12 protein-coding genes are annotated in these 15,436 nt (G+C 72.4%); 6 read left to right on the plus strand and 6 right to left on the minus strand.

Annotated elements, in window-relative coordinates; translation table 11 throughout:
* Positions 1-77 precede the first annotated feature (77 nt).
* A complete protein-coding gene (locus ACQEU6_RS33375) occupies positions 78-2,714 on the plus strand; it encodes an MFS transporter (protein ID WP_499337228.1) in 2,637 nt (878 codons plus the stop codon).
* Positions 2,715-2,785: 71 nt separating this feature from the next.
* A complete protein-coding gene (locus tag ACQEU6_RS33380) occupies positions 2,786-3,607 on the plus strand; it encodes a YceI family protein (RefSeq protein ID WP_499337230.1) in 822 nt (273 codons plus the stop codon).
* Positions 3,608-3,868: 261 nt separating this feature from the next.
* Here ACQEU6_RS33380 and ACQEU6_RS33385 read toward each other — a convergent pair whose 3' ends face one another.
* From ACQEU6_RS33385 to ACQEU6_RS33405, 5 genes are all read right to left on the minus strand, one after another.
* Positions 3,869-4,894: a SecDF P1 head subdomain-containing protein gene (locus ACQEU6_RS33385; protein WP_499337232.1), complete on the minus strand. Its 1,026-nt coding sequence runs from the start codon at positions 4,892-4,894 to the stop codon at positions 3,869-3,871.
* Positions 4,895-5,068: 174 nt separating this feature from the next.
* Positions 5,069-6,100 carry a 2-oxoacid:ferredoxin oxidoreductase subunit beta gene (locus tag ACQEU6_RS33390; RefSeq protein ID WP_499340425.1) on the minus strand — a complete coding sequence of 344 codons (1,032 nt, stop codon included), beginning with the start codon at positions 6,098-6,100 and terminating at the stop codon, positions 5,069-5,071.
* 100 nt (positions 6,101-6,200) lie between these two features.
* Positions 6,201-8,042: a 2-oxoacid:acceptor oxidoreductase subunit alpha gene (locus ACQEU6_RS33395; RefSeq protein WP_499337234.1), complete on the minus strand. Its 1,842-nt coding sequence runs from the start codon at positions 8,040-8,042 to the stop codon at positions 6,201-6,203.
* A gap of 428 nt (positions 8,043-8,470) precedes the next feature.
* Complete coding sequence (locus tag ACQEU6_RS33400) at positions 8,471-9,943, minus strand: LolA-like protein (protein WP_499337236.1); 1,473 nt, start codon at positions 9,941-9,943, stop codon at positions 8,471-8,473.
* Positions 9,944-10,300: 357 nt separating this feature from the next.
* Entirely contained in the window at positions 10,301-11,380 is a 1,080-nt protein-coding gene (locus ACQEU6_RS33405; RefSeq protein WP_499337238.1) for a hypothetical protein, read from the minus strand.
* A 344-nt stretch (positions 11,381-11,724) separates the two neighbouring features.
* Between ACQEU6_RS33405 and ACQEU6_RS33410 the strand changes: the two genes are divergently transcribed.
* The 4 genes from ACQEU6_RS33410 to ACQEU6_RS33425 are packed head-to-tail and all read left to right on the plus strand — an operon-like array spanning position 11,725 to position 14,703.
* Entirely contained in the window at positions 11,725-12,096 is a 372-nt protein-coding gene (locus ACQEU6_RS33410) for an NADH-quinone oxidoreductase subunit A (protein ID WP_499337240.1), read from the plus strand.
* A gap of 27 nt (positions 12,097-12,123) precedes the next feature.
* Positions 12,124-13,194 (plus strand): NADH-quinone oxidoreductase subunit B, encoded by a 1,071-nt coding sequence (locus tag ACQEU6_RS33415; protein ID WP_499337241.1) that lies wholly within the window; start codon positions 12,124-12,126, stop codon positions 13,192-13,194.
* Positions 13,191-13,757, plus strand: a complete 567-nt coding sequence (locus ACQEU6_RS33420) for an NADH-quinone oxidoreductase subunit C (protein ID WP_499337242.1) — start codon at positions 13,191-13,193, stop codon at positions 13,755-13,757. Before ACQEU6_RS33415 ends, ACQEU6_RS33420 begins: the two co-directional genes overlap by 4 nt.
* On the plus strand, positions 13,750-14,703 hold the full coding sequence (locus ACQEU6_RS33425) for a complex I subunit 1/NuoH family protein (protein WP_089315457.1): 954 nt from the start codon (positions 13,750-13,752) through the stop codon (positions 14,701-14,703). The genes ACQEU6_RS33420 and ACQEU6_RS33425 overlap by 8 nt, the downstream gene beginning before the upstream one ends.
* A gap of 45 nt (positions 14,704-14,748) precedes the next feature.
* Here ACQEU6_RS33425 and ACQEU6_RS33430 read toward each other — a convergent pair whose 3' ends face one another.
* Entirely contained in the window at positions 14,749-15,387 is a 639-nt protein-coding gene (locus ACQEU6_RS33430; RefSeq protein WP_499337243.1) for a ComEA family DNA-binding protein, read from the minus strand.
* Positions 15,388-15,436 lie beyond the last annotated feature (49 nt).

The following is a 15,436-nucleotide window of genomic DNA, read 5'->3' on the forward strand; positions in this document are numbered from 1 at the left end:
CCGTCAGCCCCCGGTCGCCGTTACAGTCGGTGTCCATTATGGCCTGAGTTGCAAGTAAACAAGCGTCTACATACAGTATGTGCAAAGCACAGGTAATTCATCGGAGTTGTGGGGGCAGGGTGGCTCAAGCGAGCGTGGCGTCGCACGGCCCGGCGGCGCCAGAGCCAGCGAGACCGCAGTACACGCACCGTCAGATCCTGGAGATCCTCGCCGGCCTGATGATGGCGATGCTGACGTCGATGATCTCGACGTCGGTGGTCGCCACGGCGCTGCCGACGATCGTCGGGGACCTCGGCGGCCAGGACAAGCTCTCCTGGGTCGCGAGCGCGTCCCTGCTGACCATGACCGCGTCCACGCCGCTGTGGGGCAAGCTGTCCGACATCGCCGGGCGCAAGCTCATGTTCCAGACCGCCCTGATCATCTTTGTGGTGGCCTCGGTGGGCGCGGGGCTCTCGCAGAACATCGGCCAGCTCATCGCGGCCCGCGCGTTCCAGGGCCTCGGCGTCGGCGGCCTGTCCGCGCTCGCCCAGGTCATCCTCGGAGACGTCGTCGAGCCGCGGCAGCGCGGCCGCTACGCCGGGTACATGGGCGCGGTGTTCGGCGTCGCGACCGTCGCCGGGCCGCTGCTCGGCGGGTTCATCGTGGACGCCGACGGCCTCGGCTGGCGCTGGTGCTTCTACGTGTGCGTGCCGCTCGCCGTGGTCGCGTTCCTCGTGATCCAGAAGGTGCTCAAGCTGCCGAAGGTGCGGCGCGACACCCGCATCGACGTGTTCGGCGCGTTCACCATCACCGGCAGCGCCGCCGTGCTGATGCTGGTGCTGTCCATGGGCGGGACGGAGTTCGAATGGAACTCCCAGTGGACCTACATCCTGCTCGGCGTCGCCGCCGTCCTGCTCGTCCTGGCGATCGTCGCCGAGCGCGTCGCGCGCGACCCGATCCTGCCGCCGCGGCTGTTCCGCAACCCCACGTTCCTGCTGACCTCGTTCGTCTCCGTCTGCGTCGGCATGGCGATGTTCGGCGTGATGATCTACATGCCGCAGTACCTGCAGATCGTCAAGGGGATGAGCCCGACGGCGTCCGGTCTGATGACGCTGCCGCTGGTCCTCGGGATGCTCGTCACCTCCACCGGCTCCGGCCAGGTCGTCACCCGGACGGGCCGCTACAAGATCTTCCCGGTGGTCGGGCTGCTGTGCGTCGCCGGCGGGCTGTACCTGCTGTCGCTGCTGCACACCGACTCGCCGAAGGTCATCGTCGGCGCTGACCTCGCCGTCCTCGGCGTCGGGATGGGCCTCAGCCTGCAGATCCTCATCCTCGCCGCGCAGAACGCCGCCGCGCCCGCCGACCTCGCCTCGACGACGTCCGGTGTCTCGTTCTTCCGCAACCTCGGCGGCGCGATGGGCGTGGCCGCGTTCGGCGCGATCCTCACCAACCGGGTCGCGAGCGAGATCACCAGCGGGTTCCGCGCGGCGGGCATCCCGGTGCCGGCCGGCGGCGGCGCGACCGACCTCGGCTCCCCCGAGGAGATCAGCAAGCTCGACCCGCAGATCAGGGGCATCATCCAGGACGCCTTCACCAGCTCGCTGCAGACCGTCTTCCTCGTCGGCATCCCGGTCGCCCTGGTCGGCTTCCTCGCGATGCTCGCGCTGAAGGAGCATCCGCTGCGCGGCTCCGCGCACCGCGGCAAGGACGCGCCGCCGCCCGACGCCGCCGACGCACCGGCGGAGAGCGGCGTCGTGCGCCCGCCGTCCGCGGCGGCGCGGACGGGCGCGGTCGGCGCGGTCGGCGCCGGCAGGCACGCGCGCGGCAACGGCCACCTGGACGACGGCCGCTACGCCACGGTCGCCGCGCCCCCGGCCCCGCCGGCGGCGCCCGCCCACGCGGCGGCCCCTGCCGCCACGGAGCTGGCGGCCCAGGCGAAGCTCCTCGCCCAGCAGATCGAGCAGGACGCCAACGGCGGCGTCCCGGTGCGCGGCGTGGTGCGGACCCGCGACGGTGAGCCCGTCCCGTCCGCCGCCCTCACCCTCATCGGCGTCGACGGCCACCAGCTCGCCCGCGCGACCACGCGGGAGGACGGCCGGTACGCGCTGCCGACGCCGGGCCCCGGCAGCTACGTGCTGATCGCCGCCACCGGCGGGCACGAGCCGCAGGCCGCGACCCTCGTCGTCGGCGACCGGCCGATCGAGTTCGACCTGCTGCTGGCCGGCAGCGGCGGCCTCGCCGGAACGGTCCGCAGCGCCGACGGCACCCCCATCGTGAACGCGATGGTCGTCGTCACCGACGTGCGCGGCGACGTCGTCGGCACCGGCCGCAGCGACGCGGGCGGCCGCTACACGTTCTCCGACCTCACGTCCGGCGCCTACACGCTCGCGGTCAGCGCCGCCGCGCACCGCCCGGTCGCGATGCCGGTGGAGGTGACCGGGAACGGCCAGACGCGGCTGGACGTGGAGATGCCGCCCGGCGCCCGGATCCGCGGAACGGTCCGCAACGAGGCGGGCGAGCCGGTCGGCGAGGCGCGGGTCACGCTCGTCGACGCCGCCGGCAACGTCATCGCCATGGTCATCACCGGATCGGACGGCGAGTACGCCTTCACCGACCTCACCGGCGGCCAGTACACGGTGATCGCGTCCGGATATCCTCCGGTCGCGACCGGTCTGTCACTGTTCGGCGGCGGGCTGGACGATCACGACCTGAAGCTCGGCTACCCCGACGAGTGACCGACACGAGCGAGCCCGGGCCGCCCGCAGGCGGCGGCCACGAGACACGGAACCTGGAGTGCGGGTCGTTGATGGACGCGAACCGAGGTCTGCGCGGAACGGTGCGGACGAAGGACGGCTGGGCGGTGCGGCACGCCATCGTCACGGTCATGAACCTGGCGGGCGACCAGGTCGCGCGCGAGCAGACCGGAGAGGACGGCGTGCTCGCCGCCGGCCCGCTGCCCGCCGGCACCTACACGGTGATCGTGACGGCCATGGGCTTCCATCCGGCGGCCGCCACGATGATCGTGTCCAGCGCGGGCACCGCCGACATCGGGAAGGTCGTGCTCGGCCGGGCGGGCGGCGCCGAGCTCCCGCCGCCCGGCATCTGGACGATCGACCCTGCGCACTCCAACATCGGCGCCGTCGCGCAGCACATCGGCCTGTCCAGCGTCCGCGGCCGGTTCGCCGCCTTCGAGGGACGCGTCGAGATCACCGAGCCGGTGGAGAACTCCCGCGTGACCGCGCGCATCGAGGCGGCGTCCATCGAGACCGGCAACAAGACGCGCGATGACCACCTGCGCTCGGCCGACTTCCTGAACGCCGACGTCCACCCCGCCCTCACCTACGAGGGCCACGGCCTGACCAGCGTCGGACCCGACCGCTGGACGGTGCACGGCCACCTCACCCTCAACGGCATCACCCAGCCCGTCGACCTCGACATGACCTACCTCGGCACCGGCCCCGACCCGTGGGGCGGCACCCGCGCCGCCTTCCGCGCCACCGCCGAACTGCCCCGCCACGACTTCGGCATCCGCTTCAACCAGATCGTGGAAGCGGGCATCTCCCTGGTGGGCGAGAGCCTGAAGGTCGAACTGGAGATCCAGGCCCTCCTCGGAGAAGAACTGCCGTAAGAACGTCCAGTTGCGCACCGACCTAAGCCGCTACCGGGACCACGCACCAACCCGAAGGTCCACGATCGCGTCCGAAGGCAGGTTCGAGCGAAGCGAGAACCTGATCGCGCAGCGAGCCGCCAGGCGAGTCGGAGCGATGCCAGCGATCGCCGCGGTGCCCGACGATGGAGGGCCGTCAAGGCCCGAAGGAGGAGGGCACTGCCATAGGCACAGCAGGGCCGCCAGGCCCGAAGGAGGAGAAAAACGCAATCAAAAACGCAATCAAGAACGCAGCTGGTGGACCAGGGCGTTGGCTGAGGGGCGGTCGGGGGAGCCGGTGACGACGACCTTCCCGTCGGTGATGGCCATGTCGACGCGCGGCAGGGTGACGAGGCGGTCGCGGACGACGAAGGCCAGGTCGCGGCCGACCGTCGCGCGGGTCAGGGCGGCGAACGCGCGGCGGTCGCCGGGGCGCAGCGTCACGGCCACGTCGTAGCCGCCCGGCCTCACCCGCGACTTCTGGACGCGCAGGTCGGCGACCTTGTGGATGGCGATCCCCTGGGTGAGCCGGTAGCAGCTCATCCCGGTCGCGGCCTGGCCGGTGATGCCCTGCGTCCCGGCGGGGCACTGGCCCGGCAGCACCTGCGCGACCGGGTAGATGTGCAGCGGCGCGGCCAGCGACACCGGGCGCGTCCGCATCGAGGACGCGATCATCCCGCCCGTCACCGCGACGGCCGCGGTCAGCAGCCCCAGCGTGAGCACCATGACCAGCAGCGCCGACCGGTGCTGGTCGGCGGCCCGCGCGGGCGTCGCCTCCCGGTACGGGCGGCCCCGCCGCCGCGCCGCCCGGCTCCGCTTCATCTCCGCGGCCTCCCGCTGCCGCTGTGCGGCCCGCGCGCGCCGTCTCTCGGCCTCCGTGCCCGGCGGGCGGGTGACGGCGGGCAGGACCGCCGTCGTGGCCTGGGGGCGCGCGCCTGGGTCGCGGAGGCTCTCCTGCCCGAGCGTCCCCGCCGGGTCGCGGCCCGGATCGAGCGCGGGCTTCATGGGACGGGTCGCGCCGGCGGGCGCGGTCTCGCCGGGCGGGGCGGGGACGGGTGGCCGGGCCTGCGCGGCCGGCTGGGGCCGCGTCGTCCCGGCGGCGTCCACGGGGGCGAGCGGGGCCGGCGGGGGCGGCCACTTCAGGTTCGGGTCCGGGACCGCCGGTTCGGGGGACGGGGCGGGAGGCGGAGGGGCGGGTGCGGGTTCCTCGTCCCGCCGGCGACCCTTGTTACGGCGCGGTATGACCCGCATCGTCACCTCCCGGTTCATGATCTGCCCCAGTCTGTCAGGCGGGGACGGCGCCGCGCATCGCGTCCCGCCCGGAAGACCGTCGCGGATCGCGCCGGACGGCCGGCACGAGGGAGACCGTGCCCCGTTCGCGGGGTTTCAAAGCGCGAAAAGGCCCGGCCCCGGCGAAGCGGGGCCGGGCCTGCGGAGACGCCGTCAGTCGATGCGCCAGGTGTCGCCGCTGCCGAGCAGGGCCGCGAGGTCGCCCTCGCCCTGCGTCTGGACGGCCTCGTCGAGCTGGGCCCGCATCAGCTCGTCGTAGGACGGGCGGTCGACGTCCCGGAAGATGCCGATCGGGGTGTGCTCGAACGCCGGCTGGTCCAGCCGCGACAGCGCGAACGCCTGCGACGGGTCCGGGTTGTGGGCGTCGTGCACGGCGATCTCGGCCGGGTCCACGTCCGCGACGTTCACGACCTCGAACGACCCGCCCGGGGTGCGGCGCAGCGCCTTGGCACGGTCCGACCCGAACACGATGGGCTCGCCGTGCTCCAGCCGGACGGTGACGTCGTCGCGCACCGCCGCGTCCTTCAGCGGGTCGAACGCGCCGTCGTTGAAGATGTTGCAGTTCTGGTAGATCTCGACGAGCGCGGTGCCGCGGTGCTGCGCGGCGGCCCGCAGCACCGACTGCAGGTGCTTGCGGTCGGAGTCGATGGTGCGCGCGACGAACGTGCCCTCCGCGCCGATCGCGAGCGACAGCGGGTTGAAGGGGGCGTCGAGCGAGCCCATCGGCGTCGACTTGGTGATCTTGCCGATCTCGGAGGTCGGCGAGTACTGGCCCTTCGTCAGCCCGTAGATCCGGTTGTTGAACAGCAGGATCTTGAGGTTGACGTTGCGGCGCAGCGCGTGGATCAGGTGGTTGCCGCCGATGGACAGCGAGTCGCCGTCCCCGGTCACCACCCACACCGACAGGTCCGGGCGGGACGTGGCGAGGCCCGTCGCGATCGCGGGCGCGCGGCCGTGGATCGAGTGGAACCCGTAGGTGTTCATGTAGTACGGGAACCGCGACGAGCAGCCGATGCCGGAGATGAACGTGATGTTCTCGCGGCGCAGCCCGAGCTCGGGAAGGAACGACTGGACGGCCGCGAGGATCGCGTAGTCACCGCACCCGGGGCACCAGCGCACCTCCTGGTCGGTCTTGAAGTCCTTCATCGACTGCTTCCCGTCCGCCTTCGGGACGAGGGAGAGCAGCCCGCGGCCGTTCGCCGACCCGTTGCCGTTGGCCGGGCCGTTGCCGTTGCCGTTGCCGGAGCCGTTGCCGTTCGCGGAGCCGTTGCCGACCGCTCCGTTGTCACTCACTGTCGATCACATCCTGGATGACGCCCTGGAGCTCCTCGGCCTTGAAGGGCAGGCCGCGGACCTGGTTGTAGCCGATCACGTCGATGAGCAGCCGGCCGCGCAGCAGCAGCGCGAGCTGACCGAGGTTGATCTCTGGGACGATCACCTTGTCGTAGGAGCGGAGCACCTCGGGCAGGTTCGCGGGGAACGGGTTGAGGTGCCGCAGGTGGGCCTGCGCGACGGCGCGCCCGGACGCGCGGACCCGCCGGACCCCCGCGGAGATCGCCCCGAACGTCCCGCCCCAGCCCATCACCAGGACGCGCGCCCCGCCGGACGGGTCGTCGACGGCGAGCGGCTCGATGTCGCTAGCGATCCCGTCGATCTTGGCCTGGCGGAGCCGGACCATGCGGTCGTGGTTGGCCGGGTCGTAGGAGATGTTGCCGGTGACGTCGGCCTTCTCCAGGCCGCCGATCCGGTGCTCCAGCCCGGCGGTGCCGGGGACCGCCCACGGGCGGGCGAGGGTGGCCGGGTCGCGCTCGAAGGGCTGGAAGTCCTCCTGCGACGGCTCGGCGAAGTTCGGCTCGATCTTCGGCAGCGCCGCCACGTCGGGCAGCCGCCAGGGCTCGGAGCCGTTGGCGAGGTAGCCGTCCGACAGCAGGATCACCGGCGTGCGGTACTTCACCGCGATCCGCGCCGCCTCGATCGTCGCGTCGAAGCAGTCCGACGGGGACTGCGGCGCGATCACCGGGACGGGCGCCTCGCCGTTGCGGCCGTGCATGGCCTGGAGCAGGTCGGCCTGCTCGGTCTTGGTCGGCAACCCGGTGGACGGGCCGGCCCGCTGCACGTCGATGACCAGCAGCGGAAGCTCGGTCGCGACGCCGAGGCCGATCGTCTCGCTCTTCAGCGCGAGGCCGGGGCCCGACGTCGTGGTGACGCCGAGCGATCCGCCGAACGAGGCGCCGAGCGCCGCGCCGACCGCGGCGATCTCGTCCTCGGCCTGGAAGGTGCGGACGCCGAACCGCTTGTGCTTGGAGATCTCGTGCAGGATGTCGGACGCCGGCGTGATCGGGTAGGAGCCGAGGAAGATCGGCAACCCGCTCTGCACGCCCGCCGCGACCAGCCCGTACGCCAGCGCGAGGTTCCCGGTGATGTTGCGGTAGAGCCCCGGCTCGTGCTCGGCCGGCTTGATCTCGTACTGCACCGAGAACGCCTCGGTGGTCTCGCCGTAGGACCAGCCCGCCTGGAAGGCCGCGATGTTGGCCTTCATGATCACGGGCTTGCTGGCGAACTTGCGTTCGAGAAAGGCCAGGGTCCCCTCGGTGGGACGGTGGTACAGCCACGACAGGAGGCCGAGCGCGAACATGTTCTTCGCGCGCTCGGCGTCCTTCTTGGAGATGTCGAAGTCTTCGAGCGCCTTCACCGTCATCGAGGTCAGCGGCAGCGCGTGGACCCGGAACTCCGACAGCGAGCCGTCCTCGACGGGGCTGGCCGCGTAGCCGACCTTGGCGAGGTTGCGCTTGGTGAACTCGTCGGTGTTGACGATGAGGTCGGCGGTGTGCGGAAGATCCCCGATGTTCGCCTTGAGGGCGGCGGGGTTCATCGCGACCAGGACGTTGGGCGCGTCGCCCGGGGTCAGGATGTCGTGGTCGGCGAAGTGCAACTGGAAACTGGACACGCCGGGGAGGGTCCCGGCGGGGGCGCGGATCTCGGCCGGGAAGTTCGGCAACGTGGAAAGATCGTTGCCGAACGCCGCGGTCTCCTGGGTGAAGCGGTCGCCGGTCAGCTGCATGCCGTCGCCGGAGTCTCCGGCGAAGCGGATGATGACGCGGTCGAGCTGCTGGACCTGTTTGGTCACAGAGGAAGACCTCCTCGACGCGCAGCATCCGTCCTGGGGGAGGCACCCAGGATCGTGATGCTACTTAGGCTTACCTTCATGGTATGTCCGGGACGGTATGGGTTAGCGGGGACGGGCCGCACACTGGATGACCGCGCGAGGGAAGGACGCGCGTTCCTCGTCCGGTGCGGGTGGCCGCGCGTCAAGGAGGCGAGCGACGGGCGGCGAACGCTCCGCGGGTCCTATCGGGCGATACGACCTGCACGGGTCCCCGGGTTCATCCCGAACACAGGCAGCTGCGCTGGCGGCACAGGTCGACGTGCAGACGCCGGACCAGCAGCCGCGCGGGACTCGTCGAGGAGCATTCGCTCCCCAGAGGCGTGGAGTTCACGACCCGAAGTTTAGACAGCCGGAATCCCGTTCGAACGCACCGCCCCTGCGGGTGGGGCTCACGGTGCCCCTGGTGTCTTGGATGTGGCGATTTCTGGCCCCTCTGAGTGCTTGACGGACGGCTCGCCCGACACCGTCGGGCTCGCAGCCGCCTTCACCACCGCCTTGCGCTCGCGGTCGACGCGGGCGAGGAGTTTCGGCACGTCGGCGACGTCGACGGCCTCGCCGACGACGCGCGCCTTCGCCTCGTAGGGGTAGGAGCCGGGGTTGTCGAGGGCGGCGCGCATCCAGTGCCGCCACAGTTTGCTCGTCACCGTGCAACGCAGAACGAGCGATCGGTTGGCCGGGACCGGTCCAGATCCCGTGCACGTGCCGAGCGGCCGGCCCTGGGACGAGATCGCCGCCCGCAGCACCGCGCGCGCGCCGTCGGGCGCCTTCGCGGGGTCGGTGAGCGTGGCGGGCATGTTCACCGTGCAGCCGCTGGTGTTCTGCTCGCAGTTGCTGAACGCCAGCGTCCCCGGCGTGAAGCGCAGGCCGGGATCGGTCGCCCCGCCCAGCCGGGCCACCCGGGGGCGCAGTTCGGCGAACAGCGCCGCCGGGGCCGCCACGGGCGCGACGGTGAAGCGCGGCGCCGCCTGCCCGTCCGGCCGCACGGCCAGCAGCCGGTAGGGGGCCTCGGCCGTGAGCACGTACTCCGCGCCGGACGCCTTGACCTTGAAGGCGCGGACGCCGTTCACGTTCTCCGTGGGAGGTTGCGCCGGGGCCTTCCTCAGCGACTTGGCGATCGCCTTGGGGCCGAGGACGTCCGGGACGTCGAAACCCGGCAGCGACGCGGGCGCCTTGGCCCAGCGCCCGGCGTAGTACTCCGGGTGCGCGACGCCGCTCGCGTAGGCCTGCCAGAAGGCCGTCCCGGCCCTGAGGTAGGTGTCGCCGCCGATCGCGACGACCTCCGCCGTCAGCACGCCGGCGGTGAGCGTCCCGCTCGCCGCTCCCGCCGGTGTCACGCGCAGCCGCGCCTGGACGGGCCGCCCGTTGATCGTCAGAGTGCCGTCGTAGCGCAGGCCCGTCCCCGAGGTGAGGGCCTGCCCCGCCGCGACGGTCCACGCCGGGGGCGGAGCCGCCGCGGTCGCCTTCGGCTTCTTCTCCGGGGACTCCTCGCCCCCGGTGAACGCCACGGCCGCCACCGCGCCGGCCAGCACCACGGCGGCCGCCGCTCCGGCGGCGACCACGACGCGCCGGCGCCGGGGCCCGGGCCGCCGCCCCGGCGGGACGGGACCGCTCGGCGAGAACGCCGCGCCCGGCTCGCCCGCCGCGCCCGGCTCGCCCGGCTCGCCCGGGGAGCCCGCGTCAGGCGGGAAGTCGGCGCCGGGCGGGATCGCGCCCGGGGGGACGAAGGAGGGCGTGCCGCGCGGATCGGTGGGGGTCGCACCCGGGTCCGCGCCGGGGGGAGCCGGGTGAGCCGCGTCCGGGCCGGCCGGTGGGGCCTGGCCGCCGGCGACGCGGACGTCCCCGGGGTGGGGGCCCTGCAGCACGGGACCGCCCTGGGGCGGGCGGGGGGCCGTCCCGGAATCGTCCGGGGACGGGGGTCGGGAAGAGGCCGTCGGCGACGGCTCGTCCTGTTCAGCGCTCACTCGGGGCTCACTCTGCTCACTTCCGGGGCCAGGTACCGGCCCGACCGTCAGACACAAAGCAAGGGATCATGGAGGCGTCCCCGGGGTGGGCGCCGACGGGCCCGGAACGTGCGGGGGGAGGGGCGGCCGCCGGGCCCTGGAGGGGCCGTCCACAAAGAGCATAAGGGTGCCCGGCGGCGCGTCCTCCCGGAAGGGGAGGGGCGCCGCCGGGCACCCCTGCGGTCGCGGATCAGCGCGCGAGGCGCCTCACCTGCGGCGTCACTCGCTGTCGAGGCCGTTCTGCAGGCCCGACACTTCGTCGGAGGTGGCGCCGATCACCTTGTACTCCGCGTGCTTGTAGAAGGTGCCGCCGGTCGCCTTCGCCCAGCTCGTCCACGAGCTGCTCACGACCCGGCAGCTCGTCCACTGGGAGAGGCTGCTGGTGATCGTGACGTGCGCGGTGCAGTTGCCGAGGTCGCGGCCGGTCAGCGTGCCGGCGGTGAGCCGGAACCGGACGTCGATCGTGACGGGCTTCTCCACGTCGTACGGCGGCCGGATCTTGGCCTCGACCGTGCACCCGGAGTTGCCGTTGCAGCCGCCCTTCTTCCACTCGTCGACCGTCGGCTTCGACGAGGCGTTGAAGGAGTCCTTCAGCTCGCCCATGCTGGTGCGCATGTCCGAGATGAGGGACGAGGCGTCGCCGGAGTCCTTCGGGGTGACGTCCAGCGCGACCCGCGGCGTGGTCGCCTCGTAGCGGATCAGCTCGGCGTCGTCGTCGTCGGTGATGTAGAGCGTCGAGGAGAAGGTGCTGAACTTGAGCGCCTTCTTGCCCATCCACGTCGTCTCGATCGGCTTGACGCGCGACAGCCGGGCCGAGCGGATCTTGCTCGCCAGCGCCGCCGGCGACAGCTGCTCCTTGAAGTCGAGGTCGAGCTCGTCCGCGCTCAGCCGGCCCCACTGGTCACCGGAGGTGAGGTAGTAGGGGGTGTCGGTGGAGGAGATCTGCCGCGTCCAGTAGGACCGGTCGCCCTTCACGAACAGCTTGCCGTCGGCCGACAGCACGGTGACCTGGTCGCTGTTCCAGGTGACCGGGCCCATCGCGCGGCCGCCCTTGGTGACGTTCAGCTCACCGCGCAGCGTCTCGCTGCCGCCGAACGTGCCCTTCAGCGAGACCGCGCGGGCCGTGTCCATGTTGGTCGCGGCCGCGGTCAGCTTCTCTTCGGGGGACTTGCCGCCGCCCTTGGCCACCACGAACACGACGACCGCGATGATCACAAGGAGGACGACGCCGCCCCCGACGAGGGCGATCACCAGGCCGCCGCCACCGCCGCGCCTCGGCGGCGGCATCGGCTGGCCCATCGGAGCGCCGGGGGGCGGGGGGAAGAAGGGGGGCGGTGTTCCGGGACCTCCGTAGCCGCCGGGCGGGGGTGGCCCGCCCGGACCGCCGGGTCCGCCGGGACCGGGCCCGCCCGGGCCCGCTGGCGGCGGCGGAGGCGGCCAGGAGGCCCCACCCGGGGATTCCCAGCCCGGGGGAGGCGGGGGGTTGCTCATCCGGTCACGTCCTTCCAGGTCAAAAACGACCCATGCGAACCTAGTGTGCAGCAAGAGCATGACATTGTGATCCTCCGGGGTGGAGGTAGGACGTCACACTCCCCGATGCTGCTTCGCGAGATACTGGATGTGACGCACGCGAGGAGGATCTGGTGCATAACTATTTCGACACATATGTCGTTCTGGTCGTGTTGCTCCTCGCGGGCGCCGCGCTCGTGGGGGGAGCGCTGGCGGCGAACAGGCTGCTGCGGCCCCATCGTCCCACGGCCGAGAAGCTGACCACCTACGAGTGCGGCGTCGACCCCGTCGGCGAGGGCTGGGCCCACTCCTACGTGCGCTATTACGTCTTCGCCTACCTCTACGTGGTGTTCGCGGTGGACGCGGTGTTCCTCTTCCCCTGGGCGACCGTCTTCTCCGCCCCCGGCTACGGGGCGACGACGCTCGGCGAGATGTTCGTCTTCCTGGCGTTCCTGGCCGCGGGCCTCGCGTACGCGGGCAAGAAGGGCGTCCTGTCCTGGGTCTGACCCCCCTGGCGCTGTAACAATGGCGTCGTGGGCACCATCGATCTTCCCCCGCCGAGCGTCGGGCCGCTGTCGCGGGTCGCGCCCAAGCCGATCAGGTTCGTGCTCAACTGGGGCCGCCGCTACTCGCTCTGGGTCTTCAACTTCGGCCTGGCCTGCTGCGCCATCGAGTTCATCGCGACGTCGATGAGCCGGCACGACTTCATCCGGCTCGGCGTCATCCCGTTCGCGCCCGGCCCGCGGCAGGCCGACCTGATGGTCGTCTCCGGCACCGTCAGCGACAAGATGGCCCCCGCGGTGCGCCGCCTCTACGAGCAGATGCCCGAGCCCAAGTACGTCATCTCCTTCGGCGCCTGCTCCAACTGCGGCGGCCCGTACTGGGACTCCTACTGCGTGACCAAGGGCGTCGACCAGATCATCCCGGTGGACGTCTACGTGCCCGGCTGCCCGCCCCGCCCGGAGGCGCTGCTGCAGGGCATCGTCCACCTCCAGGAGAAGATCGCGGCCGAGTCGCTGGGCGACCGCTACGGCGGGAACGGCGGCGGCGAGCCCGTCGCCCCTCCGCCGCCGCCGCGGCCGATCCCGGCCACCGTCCTGCGCCGCCCGCTCCAGCCGCCGCCCCCGTCCGACCAGCACGAGACCTTCGAGCACTGGCACAGCCTGGAGGCCGAGGGGCGGGAGCCCGAGGGACAGGAGGCCGCGGCCCCCAAGGACGAGGTCGCGCTGCACGAGGCGGCGGAGAACGAGACGCTGCCCGTCCGGCACCTCGGAGATGCGGAAGTCGCAGCCGAGCCCGACCTGAAACCCGAGCCGCCGCAGGTTCGGGCGGAGGACAAGGCGCCGCCCGCCGCGCCGACCGACACGACCCAGCCGGTGCGGCATCTCACCGAGGCCGAGTCTGCGGTGGGCCCGACGCCCGAGCCGCCCGTGAATCCGACCGACACCACGCAGCCCGTTCACCTGGTCGAGGACCAGTACGTCACCGCGCCCGTCCCGGTGGTGGAGGACGACGACCCGGGCGCGGACCCGTCGCACGATCCTTCGATCATCCCCGGCCTGGTGGACGACGACCACGACGACCAGATCGGACGCGACCGATGAGCCCAGGGCCCCCGGGAGCGGCACTCGCGGACGCCTGGACGGGACGCTTCGGCGACGAGGTCACCACCGAGGAGACCTTCGGCGGGCTGGCCGTCGGGGTGGCGTCCGAGCTCTGGGTGGACGCGCTCACCTTCGCGCGCGACGACCTGGCCTGCGACTTCTTCGACTGGCTGACCGGCGTGGACGAGCTGGAGGACGGCTTCGCGGTCGTCGTCCACGTGTACTCGCTGGAGCGCCGCCACCATCTGCTGGTCCGCACCCGCGTCTCGAAGCGGGCGCCCGTGCTGGCGACGGCGACGGGCGTCTACCGGGGCGCCGGCTGGCACGAGCGGGAGACGTCGGAGATGTTCGGCATCCTCTTCGAGGGCCACCCGAACCTCGTCCCGCTGCTGCTGCCGGACGGGTTCGAGGGCCACCCGCTGCGCAAGGACTTCGTGCTCGCCGCCCGCGTCGCCAAGCCGTGGCCGGGCGCGAAGGAACCGGGCGAGTCGGGGCACGGGGCGCCGAGCCGCCGCCGCGTCCGTCCGCCGGGGGTCCCGGAGGGCTGGGGGCCCAATGCTTGAGGTCGTGGTCAAGCTCGTGCTGGTCGCGGGCGCGTTCGCGGTGCTCCCGCTGCTGGTGGGGCAGGCCGAGCACAAGGTGATGGCGCACATGCAGGGCCGCCTCGGCCCGATGTACGCGGGCGGCTTCCACGGCTGGGCGCAGCTCGTCGCCGACGGCGTCAAGTTCGCGCAGAAGGAGGACGTGGTCCCGCGCGACGCCGACCGGTGGGTGTTCAAGCTGGCGCCGGGCGTGGCGATCGTCCCGTACCTGCTGGTGCTGCTGGTGATCCCGGTCGGGCCCGGCGGGCAGGTCGCGCTCGACCTCGGCCCCGGGGTGTTCTTCGCGCTCGCCGTGATGGGCGTCGGCGTGATCGGCGCGATCATGGCGGGCTGGGCGAGCGCGAACAAGTACTCGCTGCTCGGCGGGATGCGGGTCGCGGCGCAGCTGATGTCCTACGAGCTGCCGATGGTGTTCGCGGCGTCGTCGGTGGCGATGGCGGCGGGGACGCTGTCGCTGCAGGGCGTCGTGGAGGAGTGGCGCTGGTGGTGGCTGCCGTGGCAGGCGGTCGGCGGCGTGGTCTTCTTCGTCGCGGGCCTGGCCGAGCTGCGGCGCCCGCCGTTCGACATGCCGGTCGCCGACTCGGAGATCATCTTCGGTCCGTACACCGAGTACGGCGGGCTGCGGTTCGCGCTGTTCATCCTGGCCGAGTACGCCGGGATCGTCGTGCTGTGCGCGCTGACGACCGTGCTGTTCCTCGGCGGCTGGAAGGGCCCGTTCCTGAACACCGAGCTGGGCTGGCTCTGGACGCTGCTGAAGGTCGCCGTGCTGGCGTTCTGCGTGATCTGGCTGCGGGTCAGCTACCCGCGCATGCGCGAGGACCAGCTGCAGAAGCTCGCCTGGGCGTGGCTCGTCCCGCTGTCGCTGGCCCAGCTCGCGCTGACGGGCGTCCTCAGGGTCGCCCTCTGAGCCTCCCAGCCGCCCTCCCAGCCGCGCGCCGCCGGCGCCCGGACGTCACCTGAGGAAGATCGTGAATTCGGCCAGCTGGGGGAGGACGTCCGGCGGGACGTCGGCGTCGACGGCCATCTCCTCGACGGAGACGAACCCGCCCGTCTGCACGCGGCGCCGGACGATCCGGTCGGCGATCTCCGGGGTCACGCCGGGCAGCGCCTCGACGATCTCGCGGGGCACGTGGTTGACGTCCACGAGCCCGCCGTCGTCGTAGGTGCGCGGCACGTCGGGGCGTCCGATGCGCAGCTCGCGGGCGAGCGGCGGGTCCTCGGCGGCGAGCGTGCGGGCCTGCTCGCGCAGCGTCCGCCGGTACCTGGCGACCTCGATCGCGTGCTCGTTCAGCGCGTTGCCGGGGTTCTCGCGCGGGAAGACGGACGACCGGACGGCGAACGCGTGCCCCGTCCCGGCGATCCACAGCAGGATCGCCACGAACGAGCCGAGGAACATGAAGACGGGGTCGCCGGACTGGAGCATCATCAGCACGGCGGCCGTGCCCGCGCCGTAGCCGGCGGCGGTGATCCCGAGCCCCAGGGACTGCCGGCGGATCGCCGCGTACAGGAACGAGGCAGGCGTCCCGTAGCCGAGGGTGACGAAGGGCACGAAGGCCCACAGGATGCCGCGGGCCGTCTGCGGGGCGGGCATCGGAACGGGCGACGGCGAACGCGGCTGCGGGGGCACGGGCGGACCCGGG

The sequence above is a fragment of the Spirillospora sp. CA-108201 genome, assembly GCF_050936235.1.
Classification (GTDB): Bacteria; Actinomycetota; Actinomycetes; order Streptosporangiales; family Streptosporangiaceae; genus Spirillospora.